The sequence below is a fragment of the Streptomyces sp. NPDC059373 genome, assembly GCF_042751495.1.
Taxonomy (GTDB): Bacteria; Actinomycetota; Actinomycetes; order Streptomycetales; family Streptomycetaceae; genus Actinacidiphila.
On record NZ_JBHYXC010000024.1, the window covers coordinates 77888 to 92486 of the forward strand.

Genomic DNA, 14599 nt, shown 5'->3' on the forward strand with positions numbered 1-14599 from the left:
CCGACCGGTCGGGCTACTGGCTGGACAGGCCCGCCAGCGCCCGGACGCCCTCGCCGCCGATGGTGAGGGTGTCCGGCGATCCGGCGTCGATGGACAGCGTCAGCTCGTCCGAGGGCCAGCTGCTGCTGAGCACCGCGAGCGGCACGATCCGGTAGCTCTGCGTGGTGGGCAGCGCCTGCGTCAGCCGTACCTCGTCGGTGAAGACCGGCACCAGCTTCGTGCCGTCCTCCTGCTCGTAGACCGGCAGCTGGATGGCCTGCTCCTCCGGGCGGCCGCCCGAGGCGTCGGGCTCGCCCGGCACGGGCAGCAGCACATCGCTGACGGCGAGCGTGCTCAGCGCCGCCGCGTTGTCTCCGCCCACGGCGATCTCGTGCAGCGCACGCTGCGCGGGCGGCAGGGCGCCATTGGGGTTGCTCTCTGTCATGGCCGGTTCCTCCCGGGTGCGTTTTTTATGACTTCGTACGGGGGTTGAACGGGCCGCGTACCCGAAGTTGCGCCAGACATGCGGTCCGGAGGAAATAGGGGTCGCGGAGGCGGTAACACGCCGAGCGTAGGGAAACCCCTCGCTTAGCGGCCGCCCCCACGGGTAGGCAGACGCAAGGGTGCCCTCCGCTTAACCTGCCTTACAGGTAAGGTGACCCTCATTTTAGGTTCTCTTTGCCGTGCTTGCCATGCCCAGGTCTCATCGCGGAGGGTTGGTTTGTCGATCATGCTGTCTGCCCTGTGGGGCCCGCCGACCGAAGTGCCGGGCCACCCGCCCCGCGCCCCGCGACCGGCGCCTGTGGAACGCGTACGCAGCCCGAGAATCACCGCGCTCACCGAGGCCCCCGAGAAGGCCCCGGACTTCTGGCGTGCGGTCGAGGCCGAGGGCACCCCGCTCGTCGAGCCCATCGCCGGGGATCCGGGGCATGCCGCCGTCACCTTCCTGTGGCGCGGCGGCGCCGGCACCACGCGCGCGGTGCTGGCGCTGCCCAACAAGCTTGCCGATCCTGCCGAGTTGACCGGCAACCTCATGTCCCGCGTACCGGGCACGGACGTCTGGCACTGGACCGTACGCATGCGCACCGACTGGCGGGCGACGTACGCGCTCTGCGTGGACGACGACCCGGCTGCCGAGGCCCCCCGGGGTCCCGCCTATCTGCGCTGGCTGCACACCCGGCCGCGCCGCGACCCGCTCAACCGGACGTCCTTTCCCCGCCGTTGGGGCGGCGAGCCGCTGTCGGTCGTCGAACTGCCGGACGCGCCGCGCTCCCGGGCCGCCCGCTGGGAGAGACGCCCGGGCGTCCGCCACGGCGAGGTCGGGGTCCACACCATGCGCAGCGCCAACCTGCGCAACTGGCGCCGGGTCTGGACGTACGCGCCGGCCGGCTATGAGAATCTGGCCGACCTGCCGGTCCTGGTCCTGCTCGACGGTGAGATGTGGGGACCCGAGCTCGGCATCACGACCCTGCTCGACAACCTGATCGCCGACGGGGTGCTTCCACCACTGGTCGCCCTCATGCCGGACTCCCTCGACAGCGACACCCGCTGGGACGAACTCACCTGCGACGACTCCTTCGTGGACTACCTCACCCGCGAACTCCTCCCCTGGGCCGCCGGCCGCTGGCCCGTCACCACCGACCCCTCCCGCACCGTGCTGGCCGGCCAGAGCCTCGGCGGCCTGATGTCGGCGTACGCGGCCCTGCGCTGCCCCGAGCGGTTCGGCAACGTCCTGGTCCAGTCCGGCTCCTTCTGGTGGCCCACCTCCCCGGCCGATCCGGCCCGAGGCGAGGAATGGCTGACCGACCGCATCGAGGCCACCCGACGGCGGCCGATCCGCTTCCGCCTCACGGCCGGGGTGCAGGAGTGGCTCGTGCTGCCGGCCAGCCGGCGGCTGCGCGACGTACTGATGACCAAGGGGTACGAGGTCGAGTACCGCGAGATCAACGGCGGCCACGACTATGTGTGCTGGCGGGAGGAGTTGGCGGAGGGGCTGGTCGCGATGTTGGGCGGCGTTGTCGTAGGCGGCTGGTAGGAAATCCGGTATGACGCCGCCTGCTGAGGATCAGCCTTTCTTCGCGGGGCTCCTCGCCCTGATCGACGACCGGCGCGGCCGACAGTGAGCTGGGCGTCGTACGTGTGGACGGTGGCGCCGCGCCCTGGGCCGGCCCGTGGACGGCTCGTAGGGCGGCACTGTCAGGGAGTGGCTTCGGATCCGGAGAGGATCTCGGTGAATCGGCTCAGGCCGACGTTGCCGCCGGAGATGACGACGCCGATCCGGGCGGGCAGCGGGTCGAGCCGGCCGGAGAGGAGCGCGGCGAGGGCCGCGGCACCGCTCGGCTCGATGACGATCTTGAGGCGTTCGAACGCCACCGTCATGGCTGCGCGGATGTCGTCATCGCTGACCAGCACGATCTCGTCCACGAGGCGTTGATTGACGGAGAAGGTGAGTTGGCCGGGGGTGTCGGCGGCGAGGCCGTCCGCGATCGTTCTCGCGACCGGTACCGAGATCCGGGTGCCCGCTGCCAGCGACTGCTTGGTGTCGTCGGCGTGCTCGGGCTCGACGCCGACGACGCGGATGCCCGGGGCGAGGGCTTTGGCCGCCGTGGCGCAGCCCGCCATCAGACCGCCGCCGCCGATGGGAGCCAGCAGCGCGTCGAGCGGACCGGTCTCCTCGAGCAGTTCCAGCGCGACGGTGCCTTGCCCTGCCATCACGTGAGGGTGCTCGTAGGGCGGGATCAGGACCAGTCCGCGGTCGGCGGCGAGCTCGTTGCCGAGCGCGACCCGGTCGCCGTTGTAGCGGTCGTAGGTCAGGATCTCGGCGCCGTAGTCCCTGGTGGCCGCAAGCTTGCTGGCCGGGGTGTCCTCGGGCATCAGGATCACGGCGGTGGTGCCGGCGATCCGGGCTGCCAGCGCGACCGCTTGGGCGTGGTTGCCCGACGAGTAGGTCGCGACGCCGCGCCGGAGCTGGTCGGGGCTGAGCTGTGAGACGGCGTTGTAGGCGCCCCGGAACTTGAAGGCGCCGACGCGCTGGAAGTTCTCGGCCTTGAGGTGGACCTCGGCGCCCACGAGGTTGTTGATCGTGGTGGAGGTCAGGACCGGTGTCCGGTGGGCGACTGCGTGGATCCGCTTCTGCGCCGCCCGTACGTCGTCGATCGTCAGCATGCCTTCGGAGCCCAATGCTCGTCCCTCCACGGGTCGGATCGCCCATTTCCCCGCTAATCGCCGCGGCCGTGTGACCTTGCCCACCCGCCTGGAATGAAACGTAACGGACTGGCAAGCCTCCCCCTCATGCATCAATTGGAAACCGCTCGTCAGGTGGCGCGATGACGACGGCGACCGGGGCTACCCGGACGCCTCAGGCGCCGTCGACCACGGCCGAGACCGGGGCCGAGGCCCAGGTCGAGGCATCAATTCCCGCCCGCACCGCGGCTCCTGCCCGGGCCCCCGGGCGGGGCAGCGCCAGGATGCCCTCGCTGCCGTCCTTGACGGGGCTGCGGTGGATGGCCGCGCTGCTCGTCTTCGGGCTGCATGTGCGGAACTTCGGCTACTTCGGTGGCGAGGGCGCCCGCATCGCGACCTGGGGATTCGGGGCCGGCACCACCGGGGTGTCCTTCTTCTTCATACTGTCCGGGTTTGTCCTGATGTGGTCCGCTCGGCCGGGCGACCGAGTACTGGGCTTCTGGCGGCGGCGCGTCGCCCGGATCTACCCGGTTCACCTGGTCACCGCCGCGATCGCGCTGCTCATGGGATTCACCCTGGCCCATCAGCCGAAGCCCACCCTGCACCAGGGACTGGCCAATGTGCTGCTGACCCACTCCTGGTGGCGCCCCTGGTGGCAGACACTCGACCCCGTCAGTTGGTCGCTGGCCTGCGAGGCCTTCTTCTACGCCCTCTTCCCGCTGCTCGCCTTCCTGCTGCGCCGCCTCGGCGCCCGGGGCTCGGCGGTGCTCGCGGGGGCGTCAGCCGTGGCAGTACTGGTGCTGGCGTGGGCGGAGCCGCACCACCTGATGAGCCAGCCGGTCACGTCCTTCCCCGCGGCGCGCCTGCCCGAGTTCGTCCTCGGTGCCGCCGTCGCCCGCCTGGTGCTCCTCGACCGCTGGCGCGGGCCCGGCCTGGAAGGCTCCCTTGCCCTGGCGATCATCGGCTACTTCCTGGTCCCCCAGGTCGCCACCGGGTACCCGGCCAACGCCTGCACCCTCATCGGCTTCACCCTGCTCATCCCGGCGGCGGCCGTCGCCGACATCCACGGCCTGCCCTCGATGTGGCGGCACCGCCGGCTGGTGCGGCTGGGCGAACTCTCCTTCGCCTTCTACATGATCCACCTGCTGGTGCTGCGCGCCGGGACCAATCTGCTGGGCAAGTTCCCGCACTTCGGCGCCCTGACCGGACTGGCCACCACCACGGCCGCGTTCACCGTGTCGCTGGGACTCGCCTGGGCCCTGTACGAGGGCGTCGAATCCCCCGGCCGGCGGCTGCTGCTGCGCCGCCGCCGATGCGCGAAAACGCTTCCGACACCGGCGTCGGCGCAGCCGGACCCGGCTACCGCGCGGGTCGGCTAGGGCCGTGCGGGTGCGCCGAACCGTAGGCCGTCGATGACCAGATCGAGCAGCCGCGCGGCCCGCGCCTCGCCCTCCTTGCCGGGGCTGACCCGCCACAGAAAGCCCAGCATCAGCAGCACGTCGTCCGGGTCGACGCCCGGCCGGATGCTGCCGTCGTCCTCGCAGGCGCGCAGCAGCGTGGTGACGGCCCCGATGATCGGCCCGTAGCTCTCACCCGCCAGGCCGTCGTCGGTGAGGGCGTGCAGTACGTCCGACAGGCCGTGCTTGATCCGCCCGTAGTACGCGAGCCGGTCGAACCACAGCCGCAGGGCCTCCAGCGGAGGGTGCTCCTCGAGCAGTTCGGGCGCGTAGGCCGCGAGCCGCTCCACCTCGTGGCGATAGACCGCCACGATCAGCGCCTCGCGGGTGGGAAAGTGCCGGTAGAGCGTCCCCGGGCCGACGCCGGCCTTCTTGGCGATGGAGTTCAGCGACGCGTCGCCGGCGGCCGAGAGTGCCTCCCGGGCGACCTCGATGATGCGGGCGCGGTTCTGCCGCGCGTCCGCCCGCACGGGCTCGTGCCGCTGCTCGGCCATGTTGGCTCTCCACCCTCTCGTCAGCGACTACCTGCCAAACGGAGACCCCTCCGATAGTCCAGTAGATCACACCGCTCACCGGGCCTTGGCGGCCCGGATGTGACCGTACACATGGGTGCGCAGCTCGGCGAAGCGCGGCAGGGAGCGCGTGACGATCTGGTCGCGGTCGTCGGGAAGGTCCACGCGGAGGTCCTCCTGCACGACGGTGGGCGCCGAGGAGAGGACGATCACGCGCTGGGCGAGGTAGACGGCCTCGTCGATGTCGTGGGTGACCAGGACCGTGGTGATGCCGAGCCGCCGCCACAGGGCGAGGAGCAGGTCCTCCAGGTCGGCGCGGGTCTGGGCGTCGACGGCGGCGAACGGCTCGTCCATGAGCAGGACTTGGGGTTCGTACGCGATCGCGCGGGCGATGGCGACGCGCTGCTGCATGCCGCCGGAGAGCTGCCAGGGGTGGGCGGAACCGGCGTCGCCCAGGCCGACCGAGGCGAGGGCGGAGCTGACGAGCAGGTCGCGGCGGGCGGGCGGGACGCGCTTTTCGCGGAGCGGGAGTTCGACGTTCTGGCGGACGGTCATCCAGGGGAAGAGGCTGCGGCCGTACTCCTGGAAAACGACCGCCATGCCGGGCGGCGGCCCGGTGACGGCCTGCCCGGCGAGGCGCACCTGGCCGCCCGTGGGGGTCAGCAGCCCGGCGACGCATTTCAGCAGCGTCGTCTTGCCGCAGCCGGACGGGCCGACGACGCAGACCAGTTCCCCCTCCCCCACCGTGAGGTCGATCGCACGGAGGGCCTCGACCGTGCGGCCCCGCCCCTCGTAGACCTTGCGCAGTCCGGCGATGTCAAGCATGGGCCTCTCGATCCAGGCGGGACAGGGCGTGGTGCCAGTACAGCACCCGGCGTTCGACGGCGCGCAACGCCAGGGAGAGGACGAAGCCGAGGAGGCCGAGCAGGACGATGCCGCTCCACATCTCCGGGATCTGGAAGCCGTGCTGGAACAGGACGATGGTGTAGCCGAGGCCCGAGGTGCTGGCGAACATCTCGCCGATGACCATCAGGATGATCCCGACGGACAGCGCCTGCCGCAGCCCCGCCATGATCTGCGGGCTCGCGGCGGGCAGGACGAGCCGGCGCAGCCGCGACACGCCGCGCAGGCCGTACGCGCGGGCGGTGTCGGCGAGCACCTCGTCCAGAGCGCGCACGCCCTCGACGGTGTTGAGGAGTACGGGCCAGATGCAGCCGGAGACGATGACCAGCACCTTCATCGTGTCGTTCAGCCCGACGATCAGCATGATGAGCGGCACCAGTACGGGCGGCGGGACGGCCCGGAAGAACTCCAGTACGGGCTCGGTCGTCGCGCGCAGCCGCCGGTACGAGCCGATGGCGACCCCGAGCGCCACGCCGAGCAGCGCGGCGAGCACGTATCCGGCCAGCAGCCGCCCGAGCGACGGCAGGACGTCGTCCAGGATGCGGCGGGTGAACCAGACGTCCGCGAAGGCGGCGGCGATGCGCGGCGGGGAGGGGACGTAGAAGCTGGGCCGCCAGGCGCTGTAGCCCCACCAGCCGAGGACGAGGAGGGCGGGGAGTCCGACGAGGCGGAGCAGCCGGAGCAGCAGGTTCACCGGGACAACTCCCCTCGTACGGAGGGGTGCCAGGCGAGGACGCGGCGCTCCAGCGCCCGTACGGCGAGGTTGACGACGACGCCGACGCATCCGGCGACGGTGATGAGCGCGTAGACGGTGGCGACGGCGCCGCCGGACTGGGCGAGTTGGATCTCGCGGCCCAACCCCGGTCCGCCGATGACCAGTTCGGCGGTGACGGCGAGGATGAAGGCCACGGCGGCGGCCAGCCGCAGTCCGGTCATGACGTACGGCAGGGCCGTGGGCCAGACCAGGCGGCGGAAGGTCGACCAGCGGCTGAGGCGGTAGCTGCGGGCGGTCTCGCGGGCGACGGGATCGACGTCGGCGATGCCGTACAGGACCTGGATGAGGACCTGCCAGAAGGCGGCGTAGACGACGAGGAGGAGGCTCGAGCCGAGGTCGGCGCCGTAGAGGAGGGTGGCGAGCGGGATGAGGGCCACGGAGGGGATGGGGCGCAGGAATTCGATGGTGGAGACGGTGGCGGCGCGGGCGCCGGGGATGGCCTCGATGAGCATGCCGACGGCGACGGCGAGCACGAAGGCGATGCCGAGGCCGATCGCCCAGGCCCGCATGGTCTCGCCGAGGGCGGTCCACAGCTCCCGGCCGGCCATCTCGTGGCCGAGGGTGCGCAGGATCTCGGAGGCGGGCGGCAGGAAGTCGCGGGAGACCAGGCCGAGTCGGGGTACGACCTCGGCCACCGCGTACAGCATGCCGAGGCCGAGGATCCCGTATGCGGTGTCCCGTCCCCTCACGGCAGCAGCGCGTCCAGGTCGGGCTTCTTCGACAGCACCCCGTCCTTGAGCGCGTCGTCCGCGATGGTCTCCACGGACGCCCGGTTGATCGCGATCGGCCACTTCGACAGCGTGATCTTCCCGACCGTGGCCGCCGGGATCCCGGTGTACGTCAGTAGCTCCTTGCGGGCGGCGTCGGGGTGGGCTGTGGCGTACGCGAAGGCCTCGTTGATGGCGGCGACGAAGCGCTTGACGAGGTCCGGGTCCTGCTGGGCGAGCTTGCTGGACGTGAAGTACATGGAGACGGTCAGGTCGGGCGCGGCCTCGGCGAAGTTCCAGACCACCGCGCGGGCGCCCGTGGCGGTGACCTGGGTGAGGAAGGGCTCGACGATCCAGACCGCGTCGACCCGGCCCTTGGCGAGGGCGGCGGGCATGTCGGGGAAGGGCATCTCGACGAACTTCGGCTTGGACGGGTCGCCGCCGGCCTTGCGCACGGCGGCGCGGATGGTCGTGTCGCCGATGTTCTTGAGCTGGTTGACCGCGATGGTCTTGCCCTCGAGGTCCTTGGCGGACTTCACCGGGCTGTCCTTCCTGACCACGACGGCACTGAAGTCCTTGCCCGGCACCCCGGTCGATGCGTTGCCGTTCGACACGACCTTGATGGGCAGGTTCTGCGCGGCGGCGGTCAGGATGGAGGTCGTGTTGGCGAAGGCGAAGTCGAACTGACCGCCCATCACCCCGGAGATGCCGGCCGCACCGCCCTGCACCGCCGTGATCTTGGCGTTCAGGCCGTGCTTCTTGAAGATGCCCTTGCTGACCGCGAGATGGACCGGGGCGGTGTCGGCGATGGCGATGGCGCCGACCTTGATCGTCCTGACGCCGCCGGAGTTGCCGCCCGACGGGCTTCCGGAGCCGCCGCAGGCGGCCGCGGCGAGCAGCGCGGTGGCCGTGAAGAGCGTGCATAAAGTGCGACGCATGGGACGCATGGGCACTCCCTGATCAGTACGGCGGTTCGCTCCGCGCTTGTTCGTCCGCGCCTGTTCGCTCTGTGAACTGTCGTTCATTGGGTGGTGCGCCAAGTGACGGTAGGGGCGCCTGTCTGCTGAGTCAACGACCCTGACAACCCCACCCGTTGGCGAACGGGACCAGCGGCTCGCCGCGATCAGTCGGCCTGCGGGAACCGCGGAGCGCGCGGAGCCGTAGCCACCGCCAGGGCCGCCCGGTACCCCACCGGCACCGCCAGGTCGCCGATGCCCCACCCCGGCACGGGATACGGAACCGGTCCCGCCCCGACCCTGCTGCGGTGCGGATTGTCCCCGAGGCCCGCCCCCGTGCCCTTCAGATACGCCTCCTTGCGCGCCCAGCACCGCCCGAAGGCCTTGCCCCGCTCGTCCCTCGGCATACCGTCCAGCTCGGCCCGCTCACCGGGGTGCAGTATCACGTCGCCCAACTCCTCGACGATTTCCGGCCCCGGCTCCTCCTCCACATCCACGCCCACCGGCGTTCCCGCGAAGGCCAGCAACACCAGCCCCCCGCTGTGCGACAGCGAGAAGTGCAGCCCGTCCACCCCCACCACCGCCGGCCGCCCATGCGGCCCCCCGCACACCGGGCACTCCTCGCGCCCGATCACCACGTCCTCCGGCGCCTCCTCGAGATACGCCCCCAGCAGCTTCCGCAGCACCACGTGCGCGGCCCCGTACATATCCCGGTCGCCGTCCCGCACGAACCCCTCGTACCGCGCCCTCTCCTCCGCGTCCAGCACATCCAGCCCCCCGCCCGCCACATGCTCCGCCGCATGCAGCAGCCACACCTCCGGCGCTTCCCCCGCCACCCCCGGCCGAACCAGCCCCTCCGGCAACGGACCAGGGCCCAGGACTCTCACGCACGGGCTCCTTCAGCTGTCAGGCGGCCGACAAGTACGGCCCGATCCTGTCAGAATCCGGCGTCCACGGGCGCTCTGTCCGGCACCTCCTCCGCGCAAAGATTCGAACGCGGCGATGACGGTCGCGGCCCGTGCCGCCCTCGGCGGTGCCAAGGCGCGCGCCGTCAGTGCAGGGCGCTTCCGGCCTGCCAGGCGGCCCAGCTGACGTTCCAGTCGCCGTAGCCGTTGTTGACCGGGACGGTGGCGGTGGAGTGGAGGACGGTGACCACGTCGCCGACGCCCACGTGGCTGTAGAACCACTTGGCGTCCGCGGTGCTCATGCCGATGCAGCCGTGGCTGCCGTTGACCCGGCCGAACTTGCCCTGGTTCCAGGGGGCGGCGTGGGCATAGGTGCCGGAGGGGGTGAGTTGGACGTCCCATTTGACGTCCTTGAGGTTGTAGGCCTGGGTGCCGAAGATCTTCACCGTGCGGGAGTTCATGGTGATGCTGGGGACCTTGCCGAGGACGACCATGGTGCCGTTCCAGGTCTCGTAGCCCTTCTTGCCGGTGGAGACGGGGAGGGTGCGGAGGACCTTGCCGTCCTGGCGGAGGGTGAGGTGCTTGATGGAGGTGTCGACGGTGCTGACGACAGACGTGCCGATGGTGAAGTGCACGACGCGGTTCTGGGTGCCGTAGACGCCGCCGCCGGTGTCGATGCCGTCGAGGGTCATGCGGATGGTGACGGCGGTGCCGGACTTCCAGTACGCACGGGGGCGGTAGTCGACACGGTCGCGGCCGGAGCGGTCCTTCATCCAGCTCCAGGAGCCGCTGACGGCGGGGGAGGTGGTGACGGACAGGCGGCGTTCTACGGCGGCGCGGTCCTGGATGGGCTTGTTGAAGACGATGGAGACGGGCATGCCCACGCCGACCGTCGTGCCCTGGTCGGGGTAGTACTCGCCGACGACGCTCGCGGTCGGCTCGGCGGTGGTGAAGGTGGCGCTCTTGGTGAGGCGCTTGCCGCCGGAGGCGGTGCCGCCGGCGGTGACGGTATAGGTGACGCCCGGTGCGAGGCGGTCGGCGGAGGTCCAGGTGGCCTTGTCGCCGGAGAAGGTGCCGCGCAGCTTGCCGGGGCCGGGAGCGGTGACCTCGACGGCGGTGAGGGTGCCGGAGGTGGCGCGGACGGTGACCTTGCGGTTCACGGCGACGGCCCGGCCGCCGGAGGCGGGGCTGACGGTGATGGCGGCGGCGGGCGACTTCTTGCCCGAGCCGCCCGCGCCCGCGGAGCCGCCCGAGCCACTGCAGGCGGTGAGGGTGAGGACGAGGGCGGATATGACGGCCAGGACGGCCAGAACGGTGCCACGGGACTCACGCTTCATACGGGGAGGTCCTCCCTCGGTGATTCGCGCTTGTGTACGTACAGACGTGGGCCACCGCCCGTCCGGCTCCCGGTTCGGCGGATGAGCGTCCCACCGAGTACGACTAGCCCGGCAGCGCCGTACGAAACGCTCTGCTGGACACCGCCCACGTAAAGAGCCGCCCCGGCGGCCGGGATCGCGAGCCACTCCCAGCGGCCGTCGAGCGCGACGAGGGCGACGACGAGCAACGCGTACCAGGGATAGGCCGGTGAGGTGAGCAGCAGCGCGGTGCCGGTGACCAGCAGTGCGCCGCGCCAGGGCCGGGCGGGGTCGCCGCGGCGCCAGACGTACAGCGCGGCGGCGGCGATCAGCAGGACGACGGCCGGGCCCGCCGCCCGGTCGGGCAGGAGGAGGCGGAGCAGCGCGAAGCGGCGTACGTCGCCGGACGCGTAGCCCTCCTCGTGCAGATAGCCGGGGAGGTAGCCGAGGACGCCGGCGCCGGAGGCCAGGACGTACGGCAGATACGCGAGCCCGACGGCGAGGGCGGCGCCCAGGACGACGCGGGCGGTCCTGCCGGGGCCCGGCCTTCCGGACAGCGCGCCGGGGAGGGCGAGTACGGGCAGCAGCTTGACGGCGACGGCGGCGCCGAGCAGCACGCCGCGGCGGGCACCGGGCCGCGCGGTGCCGAGGGCGAGGACGGTGAGCAGCACGCCGAGGGTGTCGATGTGCGCGTTGTTGACGGCGTCGAAGGGCACCGCCGGGCACCACGCCCACAGCGCGGCACCGCGCGGATCGCCGCCGCGCCGCCGCAGTACGGCGAGCAGCCCGAGGGTGGTCCCGGTGGCCAGGAGGGCGCCGCCGATCTGTACCGGCTGGTGGCGGGCTCCGGCGGGGCTCGCCTCGTGGACGGCGAGGAACCAGCCCTCGGCGACGGGCGGGTAAATGGTGTGCACGGTGGGGCGGTTGATGAGCGTGCACAGGCTGTCGCCGACCCGGTGCGACTGCCAGTCGTCGCAGGCGCTGCCCTGCGGGAAGAGCCAGCCGTCGCGCAGCGCCGCCACCTCGGGCGCGGCGGGCGGGTAGGCGTACGGGGAGATCCCGGCGGCCTGGACGCGGCCGTCCCACGCGTAGCGGTACATGTCGTCGCTGGTCCGGGGCGGGGCGGCCAGCGCCGCTACGGCGATCGCGGCGCCGCCCACCAGGACCAGGACCGTCGCCGCCCGGACCGGGACCTTGCGCACGGTCCAGGCCGCGGCCGCGAAGAGCGCCCACGCGGCCGCGTACCAGAGCAGCAGGCGGCCGTGGTTGTCGTCGGCCCGCACGCCCCCGAGGCGGAGGGTGGCGGCGACGACCGCGGTGAGCGCGGCGAGGAGGGCGGCGGTGACGGCGGCTCGGCCTCTGACGATGGCTCGGCCTCTGACGGCGGCTTGGCTTCTGACGGCGGCAGTACGGATTCCCACGCCACCCACCGTCGCAGCCGGAGGCGGCCGTGGGGATCTTGCGGGGCCGTCCGTCCGCATTCCGTAAGGTGTCGGCGGCCCCTCTCCGGGCCTGGTCGGGGGTGTGATGGAGACATGCGAACCAACCTCCCCCGCCTCCCCAGGCCGCCGCTCCCGGTCTTCAAGGGGCGGCTGCACGACGCCCGTACGGCGACGGTCCTCGGCCGTGCGCTGGGTGCGGCGATCGCGGTCTGCTTCGTGACCGGCTTGATCAGCCACTACCTCCAGCAGCCGCCGGGCTGGGCGGCGGACGTCCTGCCGAGCCGTCCCGTGTGGGGGTACCGGCTCACCCAGGGGCTGCATGTGGCGAGCGGGATCGCGGCGATTCCGCTGCTGCTCGCGAAACTGTGGACTGTGTACCCTCGGCTGTTCGTCTGGCCGCCTGCCCGCTCGGTGCGGCAGGCGCTGGAGCGATTGTCGATCGGGGTGCTGGTCGCGAGCGTGCTGTTGCAGATCGTCACCGGGATCCTGAACACCGTCCAGTGGTATCCCTGGCCCTGGAACTTCCGGCCCGTGCACTGGGCGCTGGCCTGGGTCGCGGCAGGCGCGCTGCTGCTGCACATCGCGGTGAAGGCTCCCGTGATCGCCGCCCACTGGTCCCGCCGGTCCCCCGGCACCTTCGAACTGCCCGCCACCGACGGCCCCGACCGGCGCGCCTTCGTCGCCGCCGTGGGCGCGGCCGTCGGCGCCGTGACCCTCACCACCGGCGGCCAGTCCTTCACCCCGCTCAAGGACTTCGACCTCCTCGCGCCCCGCCACCCCGACCACGGCCCCCAGGGCCTGCCCATCAACCGCACCGCCGCTGCCGCCGCCATCACCCCCGACCGCCTCGCGGACTGGCGACTGCAGGTGGCCGGCCCCCGCCCGTACGAACTCACCCTCCCCGAACTGCGCGCTCTGGCCGTCCACTCCGCCGTGCTCCCCATCGCCTGCGTCGAGGGCTGGAGCAAGAACGCCCACTGGACGGGCGTACGCATCCGCGACCTCCTCGACCGCGCCGGCGCGCCGCCCGGATCGCGGCTGCGTGTGGTGTCCCTGCAGCAGCACGGCGCCTACGCGGTCATGGAGATGGGCGCCTCCTACGCGCGCGACCCGCTGACCCTGCTCGCCCTCTCGCTGAACGGCGAGCCGCTCTCCCTCGACCACGGCTTCCCGGCCCGCATCATCGCGCCGAACCGGCCGGGCGTCCTGCAGACCAAGTGGGTCTCCCGGCTGGAGGTCATCTGATGCGTACCGTGCGGGCCGTGCGCATGGTGGCGGGCGGGGCCGGGGTCGCTGGCATGGCCTTCGGTGCGTGGCTGCTGCTGACGGATCGCCAGGTCAAGGCCCCGCTGGCGGTGTTGGAGTGGCTGGTCGGCGCCGTGGTACTGCACGACGGTGTCCTGGTGCCGGTGGTGCTGGGGATCGGGGCGCTCCTGCCCGTACGGATCCGCCGCCCCCTCCGCGCCGCCCTGATCGTCGCCGCCTGCCTGACCGCCGTGGCCCTGCCGGTGCTGCTCCGGCCCGGGCGGCCGACCAACGCGACGGTGCTGCCGCTGAACTATCCGCTCGGCTTGCTGATCGCGCTGGGGGCCGTCGCCACAGCGACGGCGGGTTGGTGGGCGCTGCGCCTGCTCGGGCGCAAGCGGCGGCCGTAGGAGGGGGCCGGCGGCTCGTGTCATGCTGCCGTTGTGACTGATCAACGCGAGGTTGTCATCGTCCGCCGGCCAGGCCAGAGCCCTTCCGCCGAGGACGGGCTGCGGGGGCTGTTGGCGGCCTACCATCTGCAGACGGAGGCCGAGAAGGGCCAGGCCGTTGCCGGCGTGGACGAGCTGCCGGACCGCTACCGGGCGGAGGTCCTGAACCCCCGGACCGCGTTCGCCGACGATGCCGTGCTGGTGGCGTTGAGCGGGGACACCGCTGTGGGCTGCCTGGTGGTGACCGCCCCCGTCGAGGGACGGTCAGAGGTGAAAAGGCTCTGGACGGACCCGGCATCCCGGGGCCGGGGCATCGCGTCCGCCCTGGTCAGCGCCGCGCTTGCGCATGCTGCGGAGAGCGGAGTCGGCACGGTCCGGCTGTCGGTGTGGAAGTGGCGGGCAAGTGCCATCGCCCTGTACGAACGGCTTGGTTTCACCGTCACCGAGTCGTGGGACGAGCGGGACGAACTGGTGTGCATGGAGCGCACCTTGTGAGTGCCTTGTCGGGGCGGACCTTCTCCACGGCACTCGGGATCGCCGGACAGGCGTAGGGCCTGTCTTGTGGATCTCCGCGGCGTCGCGTGCCCTGGCACTGGGGGCACCTCCCAGCCCCCAGGGCTGGGGGAGCTCGCGGCGTTGTCGTCAGTCAACGACGTCCCCCAGCCTGGCGGCTGGGAGGTGCCCCCACCGCGTCGCTTCCTTCTCCCCCAGCCCTGGCGGCTGGGGGTGCC

The 14599-nt window shown here is 71.9% G+C and carries 15 protein-coding genes; 5 read left to right on the plus strand and 10 right to left on the minus strand.

What is annotated here, in order from left to right; all coding sequences use genetic code 11:
* Positions 1-13: 13 nt before the first annotated feature.
* Entirely contained in the window at positions 14-424 is a 411-nt protein-coding gene (locus ACFXJ5_RS27475) for an SseB family protein (RefSeq protein ID WP_384636445.1), read from the minus strand.
* A 285-nt stretch (positions 425-709) separates the two neighbouring features.
* Here ACFXJ5_RS27475 and fes point away from each other — a divergent pair, with 285 nt between their 5' ends.
* Entirely contained in the window at positions 710-2014 is a 1305-nt protein-coding gene (gene fes, locus ACFXJ5_RS27480; RefSeq protein ID WP_384636448.1) for an enterochelin esterase, read from the plus strand.
* Positions 2015-2175: 161 nt separating this feature from the next.
* Here the strand turns inward: fes and ACFXJ5_RS27485 are convergent, their stop codons facing one another.
* Positions 2176-3144: a pyridoxal-phosphate dependent enzyme gene (locus tag ACFXJ5_RS27485; protein ID WP_384636451.1), complete on the minus strand. Its 969-nt coding sequence runs from the start codon at positions 3142-3144 to the stop codon at positions 2176-2178.
* Positions 3145-3305: 161 nt separating this feature from the next.
* Between ACFXJ5_RS27485 and ACFXJ5_RS27490 the strand changes: the two genes are divergently transcribed.
* Positions 3306-4541 (plus strand): acyltransferase family protein, encoded by a 1236-nt coding sequence (locus ACFXJ5_RS27490; protein ID WP_384636454.1) that lies wholly within the window; start codon positions 3306-3308, stop codon positions 4539-4541.
* Here ACFXJ5_RS27490 and ACFXJ5_RS27495 read toward each other — a convergent pair.
* The 8 genes from ACFXJ5_RS27495 to ACFXJ5_RS27530 form a co-directional block, all read right to left on the minus strand.
* Positions 4538-5113 (minus strand): TetR/AcrR family transcriptional regulator, encoded by a 576-nt coding sequence (locus ACFXJ5_RS27495; protein ID WP_384636457.1) that lies wholly within the window; start codon positions 5111-5113, stop codon positions 4538-4540. The genes ACFXJ5_RS27490 and ACFXJ5_RS27495 overlap by 4 nt on opposite strands.
* A gap of 75 nt (positions 5114-5188) precedes the next feature.
* Positions 5189-5956, minus strand: coding sequence for an ABC transporter ATP-binding protein (locus tag ACFXJ5_RS27500; protein WP_384636460.1), 768 nt, complete (start codon positions 5954-5956; stop codon positions 5189-5191).
* The gene (locus ACFXJ5_RS27505; protein ID WP_384636463.1) at positions 5949-6728 is read right to left on the minus strand and encodes an ABC transporter permease; all 780 of its coding nucleotides are present in this window, start codon (positions 6726-6728) and stop codon (positions 5949-5951) included. The genes ACFXJ5_RS27500 and ACFXJ5_RS27505 overlap by 8 nt, the downstream gene beginning before the upstream one ends.
* Entirely contained in the window at positions 6725-7498 is a 774-nt protein-coding gene (locus tag ACFXJ5_RS27510; protein ID WP_384636466.1) for an ABC transporter permease, read from the minus strand. The genes ACFXJ5_RS27505 and ACFXJ5_RS27510 overlap by 4 nt, the downstream gene beginning before the upstream one ends.
* Positions 7495-8463 carry an ABC transporter substrate-binding protein gene (locus tag ACFXJ5_RS27515; protein ID WP_384636469.1) on the minus strand — a complete coding sequence of 323 codons (969 nt, stop codon included), beginning with the start codon at positions 8461-8463 and terminating at the stop codon, positions 7495-7497. Before ACFXJ5_RS27515 ends, ACFXJ5_RS27510 begins: the two co-directional genes overlap by 4 nt.
* 176 nt (positions 8464-8639) lie before the next feature.
* Positions 8640-9359, minus strand: coding sequence for a 4'-phosphopantetheinyl transferase family protein (locus ACFXJ5_RS27520; RefSeq protein WP_384636472.1), 720 nt, complete (start codon positions 9357-9359; stop codon positions 8640-8642).
* A gap of 164 nt (positions 9360-9523) precedes the next feature.
* A complete protein-coding gene (locus tag ACFXJ5_RS27525; protein WP_384636475.1) occupies positions 9524-10714 on the minus strand; it encodes an Ig-like domain-containing protein in 1191 nt (396 codons plus the stop codon).
* On the minus strand, positions 10711-12153 hold the full coding sequence (locus ACFXJ5_RS27530; protein WP_384636478.1) for a glycosyltransferase 87 family protein: 1443 nt from the start codon (positions 12151-12153) through the stop codon (positions 10711-10713). Before ACFXJ5_RS27530 ends, ACFXJ5_RS27525 begins: the two co-directional genes overlap by 4 nt.
* Positions 12154-12267: 114 nt before the next feature.
* Here ACFXJ5_RS27530 and ACFXJ5_RS27535 point away from each other — a divergent pair, with 114 nt between their 5' ends.
* The 3 genes from ACFXJ5_RS27535 to ACFXJ5_RS27545 are packed head-to-tail and all read left to right on the plus strand — an operon-like array spanning position 12268 to position 14363.
* Positions 12268-13419, plus strand: coding sequence for a molybdopterin-dependent oxidoreductase (locus ACFXJ5_RS27535; protein ID WP_384636481.1), 1152 nt, complete (start codon positions 12268-12270; stop codon positions 13417-13419).
* Positions 13419-13829, plus strand: coding sequence for a hypothetical protein (locus tag ACFXJ5_RS27540; RefSeq protein WP_384636484.1), 411 nt, complete (start codon positions 13419-13421; stop codon positions 13827-13829). The genes ACFXJ5_RS27535 and ACFXJ5_RS27540 overlap by 1 nt, the downstream gene beginning before the upstream one ends.
* Before the next feature lie 33 nt (positions 13830-13862).
* Positions 13863-14363: a GNAT family N-acetyltransferase gene (locus tag ACFXJ5_RS27545; RefSeq protein WP_384636487.1), complete on the plus strand. Its 501-nt coding sequence runs from the start codon at positions 13863-13865 to the stop codon at positions 14361-14363.
* Positions 14364-14599 lie beyond the last annotated feature (236 nt).